Consider the following 21,779-nt stretch of genomic DNA (forward strand, 5'->3'; position numbering starts at 1 on the left):
CAAATACCAAATATTAATTTCAAGCTATTATTGAAATTAATAAAGACATTGATATGCAGCTATTGTTATTTTTATTAGCATAATCAATAAATTTTTATTAGGTTTATCCCGATTATTTTATTTGGATAATTACCGATTAAATAACCATTGGCATAGAGTAAATTAATGCCAATAAAATAGAAAAAATGGACAACGAGGGAGAAAAAAGCGGGCTTCTAGATAATGTTCCATTTGCAATTACTCCTTTTGCTTACTTATATCGGCTATAAAGATATAGATAAGTATTATTTAAAAACGTATGAATTTGTTTCCATTTATGAATAATTGCCGAACCACAACAATAGCACTAATAATTAACAAAAGTACAAAAAATAACATCAAATAAACTGATGCAATATAATTAATTATTAACATTTAGTATTAAAAAATAAATAATCTATGATAATCTAGTTTTTTACTTTAAAAATATTTCCTAATTATTATGTATAAATTATGCTGTTGTTGCTACAATGTTAAACATAAATCAGCTAATGACTATTTTTATTTAAAATGATATTACAAATGGAAATAATTTTATTTAGCTAATCTGTATCCCATTTATTAATAATCAATAAACACGGGTTAATATTAAATAAAGATAAAAGCAGTAATTATACTTAGTGATAAATTTTAAAATAAAAAAATCAGTGAATTAATTTCTTCTTAAGCAAAAATAAAAGAATAAACAACCAAGGGAAAATTAAATACCAAGAATGAATAAAAATGATTACCAACCCGTTATCGTATAATTTATGATTTTTATCGAGTACGGTAATCCACAATAACGGACGATAATATCATCTAACACCTTAGCAAATGACAGCGATTTTTTTATTTTTTATCTTGCCAACAACAGAATGAGATGCAGAAATTCTTGTCTTTAATTTACTTGCTTTTATGTTACTATTTTTTTATCAAATTAAGCGCGGATTATTCACTAAGTTTTAAATCAAATAACCACAAAAAATGCTAGCAAAAAAAACTATTATCCATTTACCAGACAATTTTCACTACCAACACTTTCTTGCCTATCACTTACGAGATAAGCAAAGTGTGGCAGAAATTATCACCCATAACCAATTAAAAAAAGGAATTACATGTAATGTTCAACCCGCTGAATTAACATTTACGTTAAATAAAAATAGCATTTTATTTTCTCTGCAAATTGACAATCCACATACCGCTATTACTGAGGAAGAGCTGGAAAAACTGGGAAAAAATATGCTGGGTTTATATCAACCCGTTGAACTTTTTGAAGATAAATACCATAACCACCCAGTCATTGGTAATTTAATTTCTCGTCAACAGGGTTTAAGGATTTATCAAGCAGCAACCGCATTTGAAGCGATTACTTGGGCAATTATAGGGCAACAAATAAGTGTCGCTGCCGCAATTGCTATTCGTCGCCGATTCATTCATGCTTTTGGTAAACAACACTCGTCTGGAATTTGGTGTTTTCCTTCTCTCTTTGCGATCCATGCGGATGATGAGCAAAAACTAAGATTATGTGGATTTTCTATCTGTAAAGCCAAAACGCTTATTGCATTGTGCAATATGTTAAAAAATAACCATCATCTATTAAATGTTTCCTTAGATGAAACTAATTTGTCAGCCTGGACTCAAAAATTGAATGAAATAAAAGGAATTGGTCCATGGACAATCAGTTATTCCTTACTTCGCGGCTTCAATTATTTGAACGGTTCTTTACATGGTGATGTCGCCGTCCAACGTAATCTTCAGTATCTATTAAATCGTAGTGAGAAAATAAGCGCAAAAGAGACAGAAAAATGGTTAGCACAATATTCTCCCTGGAAAGCACTCGTGGCTGCCCACCTCTGGCAACAACAATCTAACGCTAGCTATTGAATAGACAAAATATATTAATCAAAACAAACATAAAAATATACTCGCGTATGATAACCCAATTTAACGGTGACAAGGTTAACAGACAAAATAACTGCATTTTAATACTATTTAAGTTTTTTAACTTGATTAATAAATTGCCCTTCATCATTAATGTATTCGATCAAAATCTCCTCACCGAAAATAACCTGGCTTTTATTTTCCACTGTTTGTTGTGAAAAAGGCGGCAACATAATGGTTTTAGATAATGCATTATTTTTATCTAGCTGATTATAAAGTGCGGATAGAGTAAAAAAATAGGCGGTGGGGTTATCAATAAAAAGTGATTTTCCAACCTTAGTTATTTTTATATGCTCAACTGCATTCTGAGAAGTTTTATTGATATTTTGTGGCCGATAAAATAGTTTAATTCTTGTTCTTAGCGCCAACTGTAAAATATTCTCAGTTTTTACGCTATCGGGTTTTGGGGCAATATCTAGTACATTAAGATAAAAAATAGATTCGCGATCAGTGGGTAGCTGATTTGCTAACTGTTGAATACGAAGTTGCGCCCCCCCTCTAGGTTTTATTTTAATAACCGGAGGCGTCACAACAAAAGGCGCTTGTGTTGTCTCCGGTGTTGAATCAATATTACCTTCATCGATCCAGCTTTGAACCAGTGATGTGTTATCACTGGAATTAACTAATTGAATAACAGCCTCTTTTCTTTCCGCAGAAAAAATAACTCGCGTTCCTTTAAGAAAGACACTACTACTCGTTGAGAAAGCAGTAAAATAGAGTAAGAAAGCTAAATAAATTTTTTTTCTCATTTTCTTTTTGATCCTAATAATTAATCCTATTTAGTCATAAGAAAAGACTAAAATTGCCGTTGAGGTTATTTTTCCGGCAGAAATATTATTTAGATCATAAGCGTAATAATAGGCCCCCATATTAATGGAAAAAGTGGGCGCTAAAGCACTGTCTGCAGCAATATTAAAAATAGATGTTGCATTGCCTTGTATACTTTCACTACTGGAAAAAAGAATCGGTGTGGAAGTTTTGTTGCCTTGCACTAGGCGAAATCCGACTCCTTTAGCACCTAGTTGCGTAGTATTTATTAGCACCGTTTTATCTGTGCTATGTAAATTATTACTAGCCAAAAACATGGCAATATTTCGCGTCGTTTTATTACCAGTCAAAAGATCACTACAGCTAAAATTTAGGCTAAAAGGCTGATAACCAGGTCGGTCAATATTTTTGACATCACTGATACTAACCATAGGTAGATTAACAATTAAGCCTTTATTTGAAAAATCGCAGGTAGTGGCAATAGGATTATATTTAATGGTAATTGGCTGCAGAAAAATATCATTTTCATCAACGGGCCATTGCCAGGTTAATAAAAATTGCACTAACTTTAATACAATCCTAGTTAACCATACCAAAATACCCATCGATGAAGCATCTGATACCAAGATAAAAGGTGAGATAACCGCAGTATCACCAGCCACTTCGGTATAATTACGGCTTGGTTTGCTCTTCAACAAAGTAAACCTTAAGGTAAAATTAGTATTCAAATTGGAGGCTGGATGGGTACCTCTAGCTATGCTGGTTATGCGATCCTTTCCTAACACAGTCATCGTAACCTCAACAAATTGCTTACCACCATTAAATCCTATTGTTGCTGTTCGACCATTAAAGGGCGAAGCTATACCAATTACATTAGGTAAAAGTATCCCAGGGGAGATACAAGTAAATGTTCCCGGAAAATTGGTTTTATCTGATTTTGTCACTACCGATGTAGAACCACTAAAATCAGCTGATAAATCATAATATAAACTCGGTACCGTGATCGTGCTATCGGGTTTACAATCAGCGTAAACCGATTGGCTGAAGGAGCAAGCTGATAATAATAAAAAATTTATTGCTAATTTATTCATATTATTTTCCCCGACTATTGGCAAATATTACGCTTTAGGTTTAAAGTATCAACGGGTTGCTGGATGATACATTCGGTTTTACCGTCAATATTCAATTTGACATTCAGTGATTGTGGTAATTGATCACTTTTGATATACAACACACTTGACTGCCCAACATGACCAACAAATTCACCCTGACTATCAGTAACCTCTGTACCAAAAGGTAAATAGCTACCGTCGGCAAAAGTCGCCTTTAACATATAAGTTTTTCGCTGATCAGTTTCCAATTTGATATGACTAACCGCTCCGTCATAAGGGATCACATGCGCCACATTGTCAGTAATCTCTGCACCTGAGGTTTGATTGGTATGAGAAAGGGTATAAACATTTGTACGATAAGGAGTAGCATTGGTTACTAATGCTAATCCCTGTTTATTGGTAAGAACTGCTCGATTATTATTAACGGTTAGATTTTCAGCCATTGGGGCTTCTATTACCGTTAATGTATTCGCTGTTTCACCAGAAGCAAGAATATGGTAAGGAAATGCAACGATGGTTCCTCTGGCATTCAAACCTGTCTGTCGATAATTATTAGCCTCACTATATGAAGCTCCAACTGTACTGTAGGGATTGCGATAATTTACACTACCACTTATTAAATTATTACCTCCAGTCTGATTTGAAGCGGTTAATGTATAATCGATTAAATCATATTTACCCGCTGTCCCACTGACACTGATATTGGCTTGTTGATAATTGGTATTTGTCATGTAAATACCAGAATTGAGATAAGCATTACGACTAAATAGATTAATAGGAACACTGGCACTCAAGTAATAACGAGTTTCTTCTTTTTGATCCGTATTTCGTACCCGTGAAACAGATAAGTTATAGGTAATATTTTTATAATTATTTGAGTAACCAATTTGATACTCGCGGCTGGTACCACCAACATTCCAATAATTTCTCAGTGTACCAGCTAGAAAAATAACCCCATTATCTTTTCCCAAATGCTGATTTAAATTTAAATTAAATGTATTTCTGGCACGAGCACCGCGCAAGGCATCAAAAGTTGCCAAATCTAAATCTGAAGGATTATTTCGATTTTGATCATTAAGATTATTTTTAATCGTCGCTTGATACTTAAGCCATGCTTGATAATTATCATGGGCATAAATGGAATCAATAAAACTATAATAATCTCCGGTTGAATAACGATAGGCGGCTATGGTCAGATTGGTGGCAGTTGTTGACAAAAACTTGCTATATGCCAAGCGAAAACTTTGGCCTCGTTTGGTTCCGGTATCTAAATAAGCTGCTGCATGGGTCGCATCAAATGAAACCGCACCAAACGGAAAATTCCAGCCACTACCAAGTAAAATAGCATTATAATCACGGCTACCAATAAAGCCGGCATAAACGGTGACTAAATTATTGATACCATAATAGGCTTCTGCTTGAGCAAATTTTGGTTGGAAATAGGTATTTGCCATTTTTGATTGTCCAGCCAAAATATTGTAAGCATATACACCCGCCTTCATCATATTTGGTACGGCTGAAAATGGCACTGTAAAAGAGTCTTGACGACCATCTGCTTCCTGCACTACAACAGAAAGATCGCCCGCTCCTCCCGCTGCACGTAGATCACTAAATTCGAACGCGCCTGGGGGAACCGCTTCTTGATAAATTAGATTACCATTCTGATATACTTTTACTAACGCATTTGTTTGAGCAACACCTCTGACAATCGGCGTAAACTCCTGACTGGAATTAGGTAACATATTCATTTCTGTTGTTAATGCACCACCTCTAAAACGAATACTACTAAACAAGGTAGAGGGGGAATAGAAATCACCTAACATCAAATTGGAAGATATAGCGCTGAAAGAACGGCGTAAGTAGCGGGTATTATTTTGCCATTTATGATCACCGCTGGAATAATAAGAATAACTTGACTCATCTCGAAACTGCCAGGCACCGATATTAATCCCGCTATTTAAATTGGTAAAAAAAGCTTCATTACGCTGTCTGCTATTTTTTTTCTCCCGATAGTTATAATAATTGGTATTATAAGAAAGAATAATTGCCGGTACACCATAGTCCCAATTCACCGGATCAACATAACCTATCTCCGATTTAACTAATGAAATTTGCGGGACTGAAATATTTAATGCTAACTGATTAACATCTAAATAATAGTTGATATCATTGACTAAATTATCCAACGAAACGGTTGTCTTTTGCTCAATCATCTGTTTTTTCTGAGCTGAAAGTTTTAAACCTAATTTATTAATATCTTTAGAATCAATAGTGATATTTTGATTTTTTTCGCCAATATTAACTTCAAATTGTCCTTTCCAATCATCATTAACATAAATATCGACCAATTGTTTACCTGGCGGGATTTCACTATTTCGATAAAAACGAGATATATCTCCTTGGGCGGATTTTCCCACTAGCAAAGTAGTATCAAATTCCTCTGCAAATAATTCCGGCATATAATCCAATATACCTAATAAAATTAGGCTATTATAAAGATAATATATTTTTTTCACGATTTATCTTCTTATTTAAGGTTAATATTTTTTGTTTTATAAACACCAAAATCATCAACATAAGTTACGGTTAATTGATTATGCTTAACCTTATTTTTTAGTGGCAATTTAAAGCTTGATAGCGGAGGGATCATCTTCGATTTTGTCAGATTCTTTTTTGCCTCATTAATATTCGTTATTTTTGCTATCGTAAAATAATATTTAGAATCATTTATTACTACAATGCTATTATCCTCTAACTTATAACTTATTTTTTTATATACATCTGCCGGAGGAGTAATCAATCCCTTAGGCCGATAAAATAATTTAACTCTTGATTTAATTGCCAATTGTAAAACGCTTTTACCTTGCGTATTTTCCGGGTATGGCGGAATATCAAGAATATTCAAATAAAAAACACTCTCTCTATTTTTAGGTAAATTATGCGATATCATTTTTATTTTTAATTGTTGCCCTTTAAGTCCGGCGACTTTTACAATTGGTGGAAAAACATAAAACGGTGAATGACTCTTTTCTGGGGTAGAATTTATATTGCCGTCATCAATCCATGATTGTACCAATGCTGGTAGTTTTCCATTATTTGTTAATTGTACTGTGACATTAGCCTTGCCTTCATAATAAATGATACGAGTGCCGTGCAGTACAATATTGGCTAATATATTTTTTGAAGAAATAATTAATATAATAAATAACAAAAGTTTTTTCATAATAAATAGTCCGTTAAAAACCAGACTCAAAAAGAGCCTGGTTAATGTTATTTACAAATAAGAGATGGTATAGATTAAATTTGAATGCAATGGACCCGCTTTAGCGGGTGCCGCTCGCGTTTTGTAATAACTAACGATGAACGTTAACTCGTCAGCTTGTGGTGCTGTTTTATCTCCTTTTATCCCCGTATCATAAGGGGTATTTAATGAAATAGCAGTCGTTGTAGCATTGGGTGCAGACAAACTAAATCCGACATTTTTTGCTACGTTAGGATTATTTTCATCAACAGTATCATTCACCAAATATTGACCATCTGTCGAAATACTACTTGGTGATGAAAAATGAAATTGTAAATTACCGCCTGAACTGCCAGCAGGTGTACAATCAGAAATAGTTAACTTAAATGCTTTCTGATTTTTTGGAACAACAGTATATGCTGCTGTTCCGGCATCAGAAACAGAAATGGGATCTAATAATACAGCAAAGTTTGTACTATCACCTCCATTAATTTTACAAGTAGTATCACTTATAGCACCAGCAAATGAAATTATTCCACCCGCTGAATTAGTAGCAGCTAATATATACGACGAAAATGAAGTCGCAGATAATAGCAATAACGGGAGTATTTTCTTAAACATAATTAACTCCAAAAAAATAAATGAATAAGCCAATAAAATAAAATTTATTTTATTGGCATAATGAAAAAGGTTAATAAGAAATAACATTAACCTAAACTGATATTAGATGCCTCTATCTAACTTACAAGAAAGGTAAAATGATATTTTATTTTTTGTGATTTATATCAAAGTAAATACTTTATTTAATAATCGGCAGATAAAAGTGTTTTTATATTTAATAAATAATTTAATCATTGGCAAATTGATTTAGACTTATAATAATGAAAGTAACTGAATCAAAAAATATTACTCGAATTAATTACTGCTTATAGTGTGAATTGGCAGATATTTTATCTGATTGATTAAATGAATTTTTTATTCCAATCCTACTTTAGAATAATTTCAGATAAAAAGAACAACTAATTGAAATTTTATGCTAAATTTGATCACAAAAAATATTGATTTATTCATATGGCAATAAAACACAACATATATCGTTTGTTTTTCTATTTTTCAGAAAAAAATAACTCAAATTAGGTATAATTTTTAATTCTTCTTTAATTAGGCGTATAAAAATATTTATTCAAATAACTAAAGTTTATTAGCCAAAAATATTCAGCAATAATAAATTGTTATACTAATTTGCCAATGAATTTTTATAAAACTATTTAGCATTTTTATTTTATATAAAAAAACAACCATTAGCATTAGTAATAAATAATGCATTAAAGTAATTTTTCAGCCATTAATTACATCTAAAAGATATAAACAGAGTGATTAATAATAAAAATGAATTAATATATTATTTAATTATCACGATTATTGTAAGCAACTATTAATCTTGTTGAATAATTACCCCATCTAGCCAATGGAAATGGTTAAAAACGGTATAAAAGGTAAGCTAATTATTCAGTTACTAGCAAATATCGTTCTTTAACATAAAAGTGCTATCATTCCACTTCAGTAACAAAAAGTATTACTCGCCAATTTCAAGACTAAAGGAAAATTGATTATGCTCACACTGATAGATAAATTACGGCAATTTAAAATCATTCCGGTTATTACCATTGAACGAGCACAGGATATTGTTCCTTTAGGCAAGACATTAGTTAAGAACGGATTACCAGTTGCAGAAATCACGTTCCGTACGCCAGCAGCAGCCGATGCGATCAAACTGCTCAAAGAAGCGATACCGAACAAAATTTTGATTGGTGCAGGCACCATTATCAACCGCGAGCAAATTAGACAAGCTGAAGCTGTCGGTGCTGATTTTATCGTTTCACCCGGTTTAAACCCAGATACGGTAAAAGCATGCCATGAATTAGACATACCCATTATTCCTGGTATAAATAACCCCACTCAAATTGAGCAAGCCATCCAACTTGGTATTAACCTTGTCAAATTCTTCCCGGCAGAGCCTTCTGGTGGGTTATCTATGCTCAAAGCACTACTTGCACCTTATCCGCAATTAGAAATTATGCCAACTGGCGGGATCAGTCCAGAAAATATTCGCCATTATCTTGCTTTGCCACAAGTTGTGGCTTGTGGAGGATCTTGGATGGTGGATAATAAATTAATAAAAGCTAAAGATTGGGCTACCATTGGCCAACTTACCCGTGAAGCGGTTAAATTAGTTAAGTAATATTTATTTTCCACTATAATAAGGTCAACAACTGGCCTTATTTTCCAATTTATTCCTCCTCTCAACACGGTCAATTTTTATCGGCTTCAATTTAATCATTTTTAGATTCAACAATATACAATCATAATTTGTCAATCAAAAATCACTTAAACAATCAGCTAAAAATTAGTGTTAAATTTTGATAATCTAACGATATTAACTAAATAATTTACAACAGATTATTTAACTTAACAGCCGGTTTTATTTAAAAATAAATATTTCTATAAATTTGTAAAAAATAACTTATGCTATCATCCTATAATACTGTCACTAGTACAAAAAATAATCCTTCATCTAACATGGATGTCCATTGTTATTATAAAAAAGAAGACAACATTAAAGATATTAATAGAAAAGGATCTTTTCTACAGAATGTTCAATCAGTATCTAATACGGCTAGCAATTTAGCGTTGGCAGATAAAACAATAATTCTAGGTAAAGCTAAATTAATTGCAGAAAAACCGGCCATTCCCGTCATCATAAAAAAAATTACAACGAACATCCAGTAAACTAATACCAAGCGAGAACGTTACACAAATTGACCGTTCAACAACAGAAAATCTAATTAAAATAGCCGAACCCCAAATTAAGCAAGAGATACGACAGCAAGAAAAAAAAAACGCAACAACTATTTGCGCACTTAAAAAAAATAGATCTAATCGATGAAAGTATAGAAGCGATTGGTTTGAATAATATTAAAATTTCAGATCCGATGTTTGGTCAAAAATTAGAATTAGCATTTTTAAAAGTAAAAGAAGGCGTTAACTTTGTTAACCATCTATTTAGCAATAAACTATCGGCACTAGAGAACCAAGCCATTCAACAAGAAATTGTTAGCTACTTTAGAGATATAAATTATCCTGATCCTGCTACCGATAAATCTATTATTAATTTGGTCAAAATATATATCAAAAAATTTTCAGCATTCGTTAATTGTTATTCACCGGATAAGATAATCAGTGTTAAAGAGAACAAAAAAGATAATCAAAAAGTGGCGTGGATCTATGAGAACGATCCAGAATTCTGTATCTTTATGACCAATTCAGCTGTACATGAATATTCCAATGCTATCGCATGGAATTTTATTCACGAATTATCACATATTTCGCTAAAAACTAAAGATTTTTGGTATATTGCAAGCGTTCCACCGCCCTCTAAAATTGGAGCGGTCGGCTTTGATTCTTTTGCAGGCAAAATCGATGTTCTTACTAAAATGCAAACGATCAATTACAGAAAAAATGACTTTCTTGTTAATGGCCCTGACTATGAAAATACTATTTTTACTGTATTTAATAGTCGCTGTACCTATCTTAAAGCAGAGACAATACTTAATAATGCTGATTCAATCGCCATGTTCTTATTTTTTGTTAATCAAAAATTCAATGGGCCTTTAGCTGCATTAACAACAATACCTGACTACGACTAATTTTCAGTATGATCATCAGTGATTGACAAGCATTTCTATAGTTGTTCGATGTTATCGGTTTTAGCAACCTAGTTAATTTTTTCTTTACTTTTATTTAATACTTGAGTGGTAATGATCAAATAGTAAAAAGCAACGCTGTTAACAATAAATAAAACTAAGTCCTATGTTTAATACTAACCCTGACAAAAGTATGATAATGTCTGCCGTATAAATTATTTAAAGAATACAAATATGAATAAAAAGTTAATTGTTATTTTTCTACTATTTTTACCAATTGCAACTCAGGCAAATATCATTTCTAATGATGATAAAAACATCACCCAGCCGCTGGAAAAAACTGCCGAAAGTCAGGTTGTTAGCGAAATAAAAAAAATCTTTCAGCAACAACAGATACGGGGTGTATTAACCATTTATGATGGTAACTCAATTACTAATTATGGCAACGACACAAAACGTGCAACAACAGAATATGTTCCCGCATCAACATTTAAAATTGTTAATGCCTTAATTGCTTTAAAAAATCAAAAAGTGACTGTTAACGAAATTTTTAAATGGGACGGCCAGCCCAGATATCTTAGTAGCTGGAATAAAGATATGAATATGCAAGAAGCAATGAAATTATCCGTTGTTCCTATCTATCAAGAAATCGCTAAACGCACTGGTCTAGCGATAATGAAAAAATAACTTTATCGTTTGCACTATGGTAATAGCAAAATAGGTAATGATGTTACCAAATTTTGGCTAGATGGCCCATTAAAAATTAGTCCAGCAGAACAGGCAAAATTTATTTACAAATTAGCCACCAAACAATTACCGATTGATAAAACCATTCAAAATGAAGTTGCTAGTATGCTACTTATTAAACAGACTGCCAATATTAAAATTTACGCTAAAAGCGGCTTAGCGAATATCAATGGAAAGCGTACTGGCTGGTATGTCGGATGGGTGGAAAACGCGGACGGCAAAATAAAAACTTTTGCTCTAAATATCGCAATTTCAGATGATAAAACCGTGTTAAAACGTGAATTACTAACTTTACAGTGTTTAGCAAAATTAAAAATTATTTAAAAATGACTAATCAGAATACTAAATTATTCTGATTAGTAACAAATAGCCAAATAAAAAGTTGCTCTCATTACTCGCTATTAAATTATATTCTGCAACGGGGAATTAATACTCCTTACAGGCAACTCATCTAGCATCAATTTATTGGACATTAAATCAATAAGTTGGTGTTGATTTGACCATACAATCTCAATAATTTGCATAATCCACGGAGAAGTCTGGCAAGAAATTCGATAAAAAACCCATTTACCTTCTTTACGATGTTGGAGCAATCCACCCTTTTTTAACATTGCTAAATGACGAGATATTTTAGTTTGAGGTTGCTCAAGTGCATTACAAAGATGATAAACACATAGCTCCCCCATTTCCCTGAGAAGTACTAGGATCCTAAACCTTGTTTCATCAGACAAATTTTTAAAAAACTGCAATGCCTCTAACTCCATCTCCAATTTACCTCTAACCAGTTATAATTTCAGTAATAGAACATTAGGATCAATTCACTTTTTTTGAGATAAAACAACACCAACAACTGGCTGTATAAAAAAATCATAGAAACTTATTGCCAGATCTAAAACAGCACAGAAATTCATCTCATCATCATGATTTTTGAATTAAAGGGCGCAACATACGTTGTAAAATCACAATGCTAACTAACAATATGCAAACAATCGTAATAAGAACCATAACAAAAGAAGTGTCAAAGGCTTTGCTCGCTTCCATTATCAATACTTGAGCTTGCTCTTTATCCAACGTTGATGCCACGCTTAGCGCTTCATCAATACTGTCATAAACACGTGCATCAATAGTGACTTGCTCAGGGACAAAAAGCTTACTACTATAAATCGCCGTCATCATTCCACCCAGTATTGTAACGCCTAACACTACCCAATTCATAAGCAACGTCTTCAATAGAAGCGGCCATACCTGACTTTTCATCAGGCGCATTGAGCATAATTGTGGTAGAAGCTGTAGTAAATACCATTCCCATGCCAATACCAATCATGAATAAATTAATCAACAGCAAAGTAAGATGGCTCTGATAAAACAATACCATCCCCATTACCCCAATTAGCGTTAATATAAAACCCACCACTGTCGTTAATCTCTCGCCAAAACGAGGCAACAGTAAACCAGCTAATGGAGATGCAAGTACGGAACCAATCGGAATGGGAAGGATACAAAGTGCCGCTTGTAAAGGCGTGACTCCAAGTACTAACTGTAAGCGTTGACTCAAAACTAATTCAATACCTACGATTACACTCATAGTAATAACAGCAATAATTACTCCTGCTGAAAATAAACGATTACTAAATAAAGAAAAATCAAGCATCGGTTGAGATTGTTTGCGCTGGCGCAAGACAAAAAATAGCATAAAGATGACACCAACAAAGGCAGCAGTGCAAAACTCAACTAAAGAAAAAGAAGGTTTACTTAACTCTTTTAACGCATAAATCAGTCCAACTAAACCGACTAAGATTAATACTGAGCCTAAAAAATCAATAGCACGCTTGTTTGTTCCACCACAACTTGGGATCAAACTCACTGAAAAAGGCAGTACCAGCATAACGACAGGCACATTGATTAAAAATACGGATCCCCACCAAAAATATTCCAGTAATAAACCGCCCACTAAAGGGCCGATCGCAGCGCCACCGGCAGCAACCGCTGACCAAATACCAATCGCTAGCGAACGTTCCTGAGGCTCAGTAAAAATATGGCGAACAATTGATAAGGTTGCTGGCATCATCATTGCAGCACCCACAGCTAAAAAGACTCTCGCAGCAATCAAAATTTCTGGATTAGGCGAAAATGCCGCACAAAGTGAAGCTAAGGCAAAAAGAGGTAAACCAGTGATCAGCATTTTTTTATGACCAATGCGATCACTTAGCATACCGGCGGCGGGTAATAATCCGGCAACCACCAGCGGATAAGCATTGATAATCCACAATTTTTCAGACGCATTGGCATGCAGTTCATGGGTTAAAGTAGGCAATACTGTATAAAGCACTGTCATATCAATGACAATTAAGAACAGGGCACTTGAAATTAAAAGGAGCGCAATCCACCTTCGACTATCATGAGTATTAACCATAAAAAAATCTCTATTTAGAAAAAATTATGTAGTATGTTTATCTAGCATAATGTTAAAGTTAAGATTACGATATTAATCCATACGTATGTATTTTAAAAGAGGTTTTGTTCAATGGGACGCCAAAGAAGTATAGACAGAGATAAAGTATTAGATGTAGCCGAAAATATTGTCCATCAACAGGGTGTTACGGCGCTGACTATCGATGCGGTGGCAAAAGCAATGGGAATTTCTAAAGGAGGGGTTCAGTATTGTTTCGGCAATAAAGAAGCCTTGATTGATGCAATGTTCGACCGTTGGGAAAAAGCTTACGATGAAATATTTTTTAAACAGATTGCACAGGACAGCTCAGCCGAAAATCGAGTAATAGCGCACATGAAAGCAACATACCATTTTGAACAAACGTCTAATAGTAAAGGCGCAGGTTTAATGGCGGCATTATTGCAAACACCAGAATATCTTAATAGTACCCGTGAGTGGTATCGTGAACGTATTGCTAAGTTAAATACTTCAACAGATGCAGGAAGACGTGCTCGGCTTATTTTTTTCGCCACAGAGGGAGCGTTTATTTTACGTGCATTTGGATTTATGGATATCGACCAGCAAGAGTGGGATGAAATTTTTACCGATATCGAAATGTTTTTATCGCCGAGAATATGAAAAATAAAATTTTAATACTATAAAAATAGCGAATATTTATAGATATATTTTGACGATCATATTGTTTATTCAAACATATCTCTAAATATTCCAAAAATATAGTTAATTTGTCTATATATTTAATTATTATATATATTTTATTGATCTCTGATAATAAATATTGTTAATATCCTATAGTCATATAACTGTAGGTGACAATTATGATTATTGATCGCGCTTTATCTACTGAATTAAATACTGAAATAAAACTTATAAATAATAATAATCCTAGCATTATAAATAATATTATTAATGCTCCTGAAAATTATGTCAAATTTAGTGATAAAGGAAAATTATTATTATCCATAATAACATTAGGAATTAGTCATATTGTAATAAATTTAATTGAAGATCATAGAAAAGAAAAAGTGAGATCAGAATGTATTACCATAACTAAAAACTTACTATCTTCTCTCAATAGTATTGAAAACCAGCAATCTGAAGAAAAAGTAATATTAATTTCTTTACCTAAAGGCGAAAGGTTAAAATTAACACAAAGATTTTCTAATAACGAAAATAGATACGAAACGGTTATCGAATATAAAAAAGCCATTATTCTTCATATGGGTAAATATAATGAAAGTAAATGTTATGTTAATAAGACCTTTGAGGAAATAAAAAATCTTTTAGTTAGTGATATTCTGCAACATGAACATGATTATACCTATAAAGATGAATCTCTTTTAACTATTGCCAGACATATAAAACAAAAAATAGATGATAATATAAACAATAAAAAACATAAGGAAGTTATCTTAAAAATAAATAATCCTAATGAACCAATAATATATAATCCCAAAAGTATCGGTGCTAAATTAAGAGAAACTTATAAAGAAGGATATACTAGCTTAGCTTTTATTGATAAAAAAAATAATTTAACTAATAAAAAACATTTAATATTAGGCATTGTCTCACCTTCTAAGCAAGTTTTCTTATTAAGTCCAGCAAGTGGTGATGATAGAAATATTTATCACGATACCAATATAAGATATGTTAAATTAAATTTAACATCTAAAGCCAAAATTTATAGTCGTGAAGAAAAAAATGAATTAATAAAAGAATTTTATGAAAAATTAATAACTAAATTAGAAACTATACCGGCTAATAGTGTGTGTATTGAAAATATAATAAAATCCCTTTGCCCAACATGTAAAATTAGTACCCTCACACAAAATCTCAATCAAAAAGAGAAAGTGGCATTTTTAGAAAATATCAATCCTGGCGTTACAGAAATAGTGCAACTTGTTGAAGATAAAAAAGAATCATCAAAAAAATTAATGGCTAGTAGAAAAAATAACTTACAAACATCCAGCACCGTTAATACATTTACGCCTTCAGTTACCAAAAATCAAAATTATAATGAGGCCTTAAACCCATTTAATGAATAATTTAAATAAAAGTCTAATAGTAATAAATGATGCTCTTAATCAAGGACAATAATCTAACTAATAAAAGCGAACAAAGAAATATAGTTAAAAACTTATTTCTATTTTACTAAAAAATATATTTTATATTGACAGACGGTAAAGATAGCAAAAAATATTTTTAATTTAAAAGTTACAAGCAAAATATATTAATTTAATTAAAAAAAACAATAAATATAATCAATAATAATAATTAACCAACTGATTGAATATGAAAATTTTGATTTATTTTTACCATTTTGAATAGGTTAATCGTTTTTATTCCTATATTTTGCTGATTGTATTAGATAACCAAAACTAAGGTTTCACTGACTTTTTGAGGATATTATGGCAATAAGTTTCCCTTCGACAACAACACCACTAACCATTAGTGATAAAAAGTTTCATCAGATTTTGGGAGCTAATAGCTTAAATGAAGCAACCAAAATAAATAACGTATCCGATTTTATTGACTCGATAATCGATTGGTTTAAAGGAGGCGTCAAACGTCAAAAAATAGAACAACTGTTTGAAACTATTCAAGATGTAAAGAATAGCGCTGTTTCTAATCCGGAATCAAATCGGTTGGAAAAATTTATCGAACTGAGAAAAATGGCACTGCCTAAATATCATAATCAGTTTAAATTAGAAATTACCCCGAAAGATGCCAATGAAGACTGGGGATATCAATTAAAAGTTGGCGATTTTACCTTATATAACTGCGATAAAGTGTTTGAAAAAACCAAGAGTATTGATGAAAGAGATCAATTAGCTAATTTTCATGTTAAAAATATTAGTATGAAATTAGAAGAAGCTCTCTCGGCGGAAAATCCCGATATCAAGCAACTATTAAACTTCACAATTAGATATACAGCTGGCAGTGAAAAAGAACAAAATAGTTTGCGAGAAAAATTAGACGACAGTGCTTATAGTAAAGATAATTATCTTGGCATTAAAAATAGCAACAAACCTAATGAACTGATCGCTGCATTTAAAAATGATAAACAACTGATATTTTCTATCCGCACTGGCGAATTAGAGAACAATTTTTTAAAAAATACATTAGCTAACAAACAGTACGATAATCTGCGAGAGATGTTTTTCAATCAATATACCAGCATAAGTGATCCTCTCTTTATCGATATTTTGCAACAAACCAAAGCGGATGTTTATGATGTGATAACACAGGATAGTACTTACCTAAGCGAACAAGAACGCGCGATTGTTAATGAAAAACTTAGTGCGATTAAAATTGGTGATAAGACACTTGCTGAATTATGGGCGCTACCATTAAATCAACCGGGTGAATATATTGATGATGATTTAAATTCAGCTGCTATAAACTATTTTCTTAATAATAAAGCTGCGGGTGTCAAGTTTTATAATTTAGAGTTAAATGCTGATAACTCAGCATTTGAGTTTGATGAGCCAGAATTACAGTTTGATGATGCAGAATTTGAGTTTAATAAGCCAAAAGTTGAGTTTGGTGATTTAGGATTACAATCTGATGATTTAGCATCAGATTTTGATGAAATAATGGCTGATAAATCCTTGTTTGAACAATCGCCTAGCGACCTCAACACGACTCGAACTGATTCAGGATATGGATCTGATGCTGAATCTATATATGAATATGAAGGTTTACTTGCTAAGGATTATAAAACTAACAAGAAGCAATATAACCTCACATCAGTTAAATAATTTATCAGTTCAAATCAGATCTTACAGTGATTGATTACGGCATTCACCCCAGCTTAGCAAAACAGCTGGGGCTAAAATTATTCTCACTGATTAAATAGCGATAAAATGAAAATACGGCCGTTATAATAAACAAAAAAGAGAGAGACGAAAACTCGAATATATATTTAGTTTACTATGACTACTGTAACTATTCTGTTAATTTAATGCCTTTCCATAAATATAAAACCACCCTGTCTAGTCTCGTGAAATGAACTATTTACAGCCAAACTAACTAATTCAATATGATTGGAGACGGATTTAAAAATAAACTTTGAATCAATAAATTAGAAATAAATATCAGTTTAATATGCCAACCTTCATTTAAGAAAAAATGCACGATATATTAATTAACAACTATTTGTTAGCAGAATAAGATAATAACTTCAATTTACTAAATAAAAATAATTTCTTATGACAAAAAAATTAATTAGCAAAAAAATCATTTATTTTATCGGCAATTTTTGACTTTCTACTCAATACTCAAATAAAAAATCATGGTAATAAAATTATTCTTTATTGTTATAACTTTTTATTGTCATAAGCAGTAATTACTGTCAGTCATGAATAGCAATAATTGCTTTAGCAAAAATTAAACAGCTATGTTCGCTATCAGATAAGGAGCCATAATGAAAGGTATACGTTTGATCACGGTTATAGGCTGTTTGTTAGCCTCTCATTCGGCTCTGGCAGCCACCACCACTGGGACGGTAAATGTTACCCTAGTACTAACTAATGCCTGCATTGTTAATGGCTCGAATAATACTACTGGCGTTCCCTTGGGTAACCTCAATTTTGGTACTCAACCGACTACTTTTACTACACTGACAACCCAACTTGCTAATGGTGCCAGCTCATCATTTACCGTACAGTGCCCGGCCAATGATACTCCTTCTGCCGTTCTAACGAATAGTGTAAACACAGCCCCTTCAGGTACCGTCGTTGGTACTCCTGGTACCCCACAACGTTTTGCTAATTCATCAGTTACTAACGACGGCGTTTACTATAGTGTTTATGCAACTAACCCGTCGCCTACGCCGGGCACCGCCCTTACCAATGGTGCCACTATTCCCCCTGCTTCAACGCCAACACCTGGCACGGAGACCTATACGTTATATGGTCAAATTGTTGGCAATGGTACAAATACGGGTATCACAGCAGGAACCTATACTGACGTACTTAATATTACCATAACTTATTAATTGATATTATTTTTCAGGATGAAATATGTCTGGCAACAACGTTGTATGGCTATTATTTGATAATAATTTAATCTATTTTTTTGTGTTGTTAGTTATTTTTAGTGCACTGCCAAGTTATGCCCTTACCAGCCAATCCTTTCAGGTTGCCGCCACCATTGCCAATGGCTGTGTGGTATCCGGCGGTACCCTGTTTGGTACCCTTGATTTTGGCAGCCATCCCAGTAATGCGAATGGTAATTTTAATGCCAGTTTAACCCCCAATACCTCGTTAACTTTAGCCTGTACCCCCGGTACCGTACTTAGCATGAGTATTGACGGTGGCAATAACTACACCACGACTCGTAATGTCAAACAGAGCGGTTTTAGCACGCTGCTACCTTACCTACTTTATGCGGATAGTGCCCACACCATTTCAATTGGACTCAATCAGAATGTCTCCGTCAGTTACAGCAATAGCAATAATATTATTATACCCATCTATGGCGTGCTGCAAATGAATGGCGCTAATAACCCATCCGGAACCTACACTGACGTATTAACGGTAACATTATCCTGGTGATCAGGGAGGAAGACTATATGATCAATGTTTCGCAACCAATATTATACAGATTTTCCACATTCTTGTTTTTGACCTTAATAATGTTCTTGCCAACGGCAAAATCGGCTAACCATGTAATGCTTTGGCCGATGGATCCGGTATTAACCGCTAAGGATAATGCCACTGAATTCTGGATCGAAAATAAGGGCTCCGAGCCCACCACCATGCAGATCAGAGTGATTAGCTGGCAGCAGGTCGATGGCAAAGATCGCTACAGCAATCAGCAAGTAGTTGTCGCCAGTCCGCCTTTTATGCGCATTGAGCCGGGCCAAAAACAGCTGATCCGTCTGATAAAACAAGCACCAGTACCAGCTGGTAAAGAAGTTGCCTACCGCCTGTTGGCCGATGAAATTCTAACCGCCGAAAACTTAGCCTTGCCGAAATTTGGGCTCAACATGCAAATGCGCTTTTCCCTTCCTCTGTTTGTTTATGGTGAAGGCGTTAACTATATACGTAATTCAGGCAATCCAATTCAACTAGATCAAAAATACCTAGTTGGCAGTTGACCCGATTAAATTGCAAGCCGGCGCTGAAAATCATCAATCAAGGCCCGATCCATGCCCGATTGAGTAAAGTTGCTGTGCAACAAGGCAAAAAACGTATTGTGTTGGCCAATAGCCTGTTTGGTTATGTGTTAGCCGGCTCAAGCTATATTTGGCCGTTACCGGCAGGCGTTAACCAGCCACAACAATTAACAGCACAAATTAATACTGATAAACAATTATGGCAAGCATCTAGCGCTGGATTAAACCAGTAAAGATGAAAACCGTTCACCTGCCAGCTAAATTAACCAGCGGATTTAGCTTACTGTTCACGTTATCTTTGCCGCTAATATCGATAGCAGCGAATAATAGCTGGACGGAATTGCCGCCACCACCAAGCGGCAAAATTAAACCACAAAACTTACAATATAGATTGGAGTTAGTGGTTAATCAGTATGCCACTGGCATCATTGCGGTGGTTAATGAACGCAATGGCCATTTTTGGCTATCTGCCGCTGATTTACAAAAAGCGGGGTTGCCAGCATCTCGGTTAACACAGTCACAACTGGATGTCAGTGCCATGTCCGAGGTAGAAGTCAAATATGACAGTGCTCAACAACGCCTGTTATTACAAGTGCCAGATAGTTGGTTACCGCAACAGGATCTCAATATTGGCAATGCCCCGCGTCGCTATCAGGGACTGAGTAGCCAGGGAGCACTATTTAATTATGATATCTACGCTAATCGAACTCAGCATAATCACACCCAACTTTCGGTCTGGAATGAACTGCGTTTATTTAGTACGGCAGGGACTTTATCCAGCACCGGGGTATTTAAACAGCAAATTGCCGGTAGCGATAACAATAATCAGGGTTTTACCCGTTACGACACCAGTTATAGCAATGAGAATGAAAACCATATCTTAAGCTGGACGGTTGGTGACCTGATTAGTAATGCTTTAAGCTGGAATAGTAGTGTCCGCATGGGCGGCTTGTCACTGTCTCGTGACTTCTCTATCCGGCCAGATATTATTACCTATCCATTACCGACCTTTGCCGGTAAAGCGGCGGTACCGACTGCCGTGGATCTATTTATCAATGGCTATCGATCCAGTAATCACCAGCTACAACCCGGCCCTTTTACTATCACCGATATTCCCTATATTAATGGCTCGGGTGAAGCAGTACTGGTTACCACCGATGCCCTTGGACGACAAGTTTCCACTACCTTACCATTTTATGTGACCAGTAGCTTACTCAAACCGGGTCTGTCCGATGGCGCCTTTTCTATCGGCGCACTACGCCGCGACTATGGCATTAAAAACTTCTCCTACGGCCCACTAGCTGCTAGTGGTTCTTACCGTTATGGCGCCACTGATTGGCTGACACTAGAGTCACATGCTGAAGCGGCCTCTTCCCTGGCCTTAGGTGGCTTGGGTGGCTTAGTCAAACTGGGTAACTTTGGTGTGCTTAATGGCGCTTATACATTCAGCCAGATGCGAGGCCAGCGTGGTGATCAGATCAACTGGGGTTACCAATATATCCAGTCTCGTTTAAACCTAGCCACCCAACATACCCTACGCGATAGCAAGTTTGGTAATTTGGCACTCTATGATCAACCAAACAATCTCAGCGACAACCAACCCCTTTTCAGCTTAAGCCGACGTAGTTCATAATATTCCGCCTCATTATCGCTAGATCAATTTGGTAGTGTT

At 34.2% G+C, this 21,779-nt stretch carries 18 protein-coding genes and 2 pseudogenes; 13 read left to right on the forward strand and 7 right to left on the reverse strand.

Annotated elements, in window-relative coordinates:
- Positions 1 to 1,005: 1,005 nt before the first annotated feature.
- Complete coding sequence (locus LDL57_RS15300) at positions 1,006 to 1,905, forward strand: DNA-3-methyladenine glycosylase family protein (RefSeq protein ID WP_180559055.1); 900 nt, start codon at positions 1,006 to 1,008, stop codon at positions 1,903 to 1,905.
- Between the two features lie 104 nt (positions 1,906 to 2,009).
- Here LDL57_RS15300 and LDL57_RS15305 read toward each other — a convergent pair whose 3' ends face one another.
- The 5 genes from LDL57_RS15305 to LDL57_RS15325 are packed head-to-tail and all read right to left on the reverse strand — an operon-like array spanning position 2,010 to position 7,704.
- The gene (locus LDL57_RS15305; protein ID WP_180559056.1) at positions 2,010 to 2,711 is read right to left on the reverse strand and encodes a fimbrial biogenesis chaperone; all 702 of its coding nucleotides are present in this window, start codon (positions 2,709 to 2,711) and stop codon (positions 2,010 to 2,012) included.
- A gap of 30 nt (positions 2,712 to 2,741) precedes the next feature.
- Positions 2,742 to 3,821: a fimbrial protein gene (locus LDL57_RS15310; protein ID WP_180559057.1), complete on the reverse strand. Its 1,080-nt coding sequence runs from the start codon at positions 3,819 to 3,821 to the stop codon at positions 2,742 to 2,744.
- Between the two features lie 14 nt (positions 3,822 to 3,835).
- Positions 3,836 to 6,358: a fimbria/pilus outer membrane usher protein gene (locus LDL57_RS15315; RefSeq protein WP_225506629.1), complete on the reverse strand. Its 2,523-nt coding sequence runs from the start codon at positions 6,356 to 6,358 to the stop codon at positions 3,836 to 3,838.
- A gap of 11 nt (positions 6,359 to 6,369) precedes the next feature.
- Positions 6,370 to 7,065 carry a fimbrial biogenesis chaperone gene (locus LDL57_RS15320; RefSeq protein ID WP_180559059.1) on the reverse strand — a complete coding sequence of 232 codons (696 nt, stop codon included), beginning with the start codon at positions 7,063 to 7,065 and terminating at the stop codon, positions 6,370 to 6,372.
- A gap of 51 nt (positions 7,066 to 7,116) precedes the next feature.
- Entirely contained in the window at positions 7,117 to 7,704 is a 588-nt protein-coding gene (locus tag LDL57_RS15325) for a fimbrial protein (RefSeq protein ID WP_180559060.1), read from the reverse strand.
- Positions 7,705 to 8,695: 991 nt separating this feature from the next.
- On the opposite strand from LDL57_RS15325, the gene LDL57_RS15330 reads away from it, so the two are divergent.
- From LDL57_RS15330 to blaOXA, 4 genes and pseudogenes are all read left to right on the forward strand, one after another.
- Positions 8,696 to 9,325, forward strand: coding sequence for a bifunctional 4-hydroxy-2-oxoglutarate aldolase/2-dehydro-3-deoxy-phosphogluconate aldolase (locus LDL57_RS15330; RefSeq protein ID WP_180559061.1), 630 nt, complete (start codon positions 8,696 to 8,698; stop codon positions 9,323 to 9,325).
- A 284-nt stretch (positions 9,326 to 9,609) separates the two neighbouring features.
- The gene (locus tag LDL57_RS15335; protein WP_180559062.1) at positions 9,610 to 9,873 is read left to right on the forward strand and encodes a hypothetical protein; all 264 of its coding nucleotides are present in this window, start codon (positions 9,610 to 9,612) and stop codon (positions 9,871 to 9,873) included.
- Positions 9,874 to 10,049: 176 nt separating this feature from the next.
- Positions 10,050 to 10,790, forward strand: coding sequence for a hypothetical protein (locus tag LDL57_RS15340; protein ID WP_180559063.1), 741 nt, complete (start codon positions 10,050 to 10,052; stop codon positions 10,788 to 10,790).
- A 231-nt stretch (positions 10,791 to 11,021) separates the two neighbouring features.
- Positions 11,022 to 11,858: pseudogene (blaOXA, locus tag LDL57_RS15345) on the forward strand (class D beta-lactamase).
- A 77-nt stretch (positions 11,859 to 11,935) separates the two neighbouring features.
- Here the strand turns inward: blaOXA and LDL57_RS15350 are convergent.
- A complete protein-coding gene (locus LDL57_RS15350) occupies positions 11,936 to 12,298 on the reverse strand; it encodes a metalloregulator ArsR/SmtB family transcription factor (protein ID WP_180559066.1) in 363 nt (120 codons plus the stop codon).
- A gap of 154 nt (positions 12,299 to 12,452) precedes the next feature.
- Positions 12,453 to 13,947: pseudogene (locus LDL57_RS15355) on the reverse strand (MFS transporter).
- A gap of 111 nt (positions 13,948 to 14,058) precedes the next feature.
- Here LDL57_RS15355 and LDL57_RS15360 point away from each other — a divergent pair.
- The 8 genes from LDL57_RS15360 (at position 14,059) to LDL57_RS15395 (ending at position 21,740) form a co-directional block, all read left to right on the forward strand.
- Entirely contained in the window at positions 14,059 to 14,604 is a 546-nt protein-coding gene (locus LDL57_RS15360) for a TetR/AcrR family transcriptional regulator (RefSeq protein ID WP_180559067.1), read from the forward strand.
- A gap of 200 nt (positions 14,605 to 14,804) precedes the next feature.
- Complete coding sequence (locus LDL57_RS15365) at positions 14,805 to 16,031, forward strand: hypothetical protein (RefSeq protein WP_225506631.1); 1,227 nt, start codon at positions 14,805 to 14,807, stop codon at positions 16,029 to 16,031.
- Positions 16,032 to 16,394: 363 nt separating this feature from the next.
- The gene (locus tag LDL57_RS15370) at positions 16,395 to 17,747 is read left to right on the forward strand and encodes a hypothetical protein (protein ID WP_225506633.1); all 1,353 of its coding nucleotides are present in this window, start codon (positions 16,395 to 16,397) and stop codon (positions 17,745 to 17,747) included.
- 665 nt (positions 17,748 to 18,412) lie between these two features.
- Positions 18,413 to 18,985 (forward strand): Csu type fimbrial protein, encoded by a 573-nt coding sequence (locus LDL57_RS15375; protein ID WP_180559071.1) that lies wholly within the window; start codon positions 18,413 to 18,415, stop codon positions 18,983 to 18,985.
- Positions 18,986 to 19,010: 25 nt separating this feature from the next.
- Positions 19,011 to 19,544, forward strand: coding sequence for a Csu type fimbrial protein (locus LDL57_RS15380; protein WP_180559072.1), 534 nt, complete (start codon positions 19,011 to 19,013; stop codon positions 19,542 to 19,544).
- Between the two features lie 17 nt (positions 19,545 to 19,561).
- Positions 19,562 to 20,089, forward strand: coding sequence for a fimbrial biogenesis chaperone (locus LDL57_RS15385; protein WP_225506635.1), 528 nt, complete (start codon positions 19,562 to 19,564; stop codon positions 20,087 to 20,089).
- Positions 20,086 to 20,340, forward strand: a complete 255-nt coding sequence (locus tag LDL57_RS15390; RefSeq protein WP_225506637.1) for a fimbrial biogenesis chaperone — start codon at positions 20,086 to 20,088, stop codon at positions 20,338 to 20,340. The genes LDL57_RS15385 and LDL57_RS15390 overlap by 4 nt, the downstream gene beginning before the upstream one ends.
- 2 nt (positions 20,341 to 20,342) lie before the next feature.
- Positions 20,343 to 21,740, forward strand: a complete 1,398-nt coding sequence (locus tag LDL57_RS15395; protein ID WP_225506647.1) for a fimbria/pilus outer membrane usher protein — start codon at positions 20,343 to 20,345, stop codon at positions 21,738 to 21,740.
- The last annotated feature ends 39 nt before the right edge of the window (positions 21,741 to 21,779 follow it).

Origin of the sequence: Arsenophonus apicola, assembly GCF_020268605.1 — a bacterium.
Classification (GTDB): Bacteria; Pseudomonadota; Gammaproteobacteria; order Enterobacterales; family Enterobacteriaceae; genus Arsenophonus; species Arsenophonus apicola.

Coding starts and splice junctions, on each gene's coding strand:
- LDL57_RS15300 (WP_180559055.1), top strand. CDS start 1,006: ATGCTAGCAAAAAAAACTATTATCCATTTACCAGACAATTTTCACTAC.
- LDL57_RS15305 (WP_180559056.1), bottom strand. CDS start 2,711: ATGAGAAAAAAAATTTATTTAGCTTTCTTACTCTATTTTACTGCTTTC.
- LDL57_RS15310 (WP_180559057.1), bottom strand. CDS start 3,821: ATGAATAAATTAGCAATAAATTTTTTATTATTATCAGCTTGCTCCTTC.
- LDL57_RS15320 (WP_180559059.1), bottom strand. CDS start 7,065: ATGAAAAAACTTTTGTTATTTATTATATTAATTATTTCTTCAAAAAAT.
- LDL57_RS15325 (WP_180559060.1), bottom strand. CDS start 7,704: ATGTTTAAGAAAATACTCCCGTTATTGCTATTATCTGCGACTTCATTT.
- LDL57_RS15330 (WP_180559061.1), top strand. CDS start 8,696: ATGCTCACACTGATAGATAAATTACGGCAATTTAAAATCATTCCGGTT.
- LDL57_RS15335 (WP_180559062.1), top strand. CDS start 9,610: ATGCTATCATCCTATAATACTGTCACTAGTACAAAAAATAATCCTTCA.
- LDL57_RS15350 (WP_180559066.1), bottom strand. CDS start 12,298: ATGGAGTTAGAGGCATTGCAGTTTTTTAAAAATTTGTCTGATGAAACA.
- LDL57_RS15360 (WP_180559067.1), top strand. CDS start 14,059: ATGGGACGCCAAAGAAGTATAGACAGAGATAAAGTATTAGATGTAGCC.
- LDL57_RS15365 (WP_225506631.1), top strand. CDS start 14,805: ATGATTATTGATCGCGCTTTATCTACTGAATTAAATACTGAAATAAAA.
- LDL57_RS15370 (WP_225506633.1), top strand. CDS start 16,395: ATGGCAATAAGTTTCCCTTCGACAACAACACCACTAACCATTAGTGAT.
- LDL57_RS15375 (WP_180559071.1), top strand. CDS start 18,413: ATGAAAGGTATACGTTTGATCACGGTTATAGGCTGTTTGTTAGCCTCT.
- LDL57_RS15380 (WP_180559072.1), top strand. CDS start 19,011: ATGTCTGGCAACAACGTTGTATGGCTATTATTTGATAATAATTTAATC.
- LDL57_RS15385 (WP_225506635.1), top strand. CDS start 19,562: ATGATCAATGTTTCGCAACCAATATTATACAGATTTTCCACATTCTTG.
- LDL57_RS15395 (WP_225506647.1), top strand. CDS start 20,343: ATGAAAACCGTTCACCTGCCAGCTAAATTAACCAGCGGATTTAGCTTA.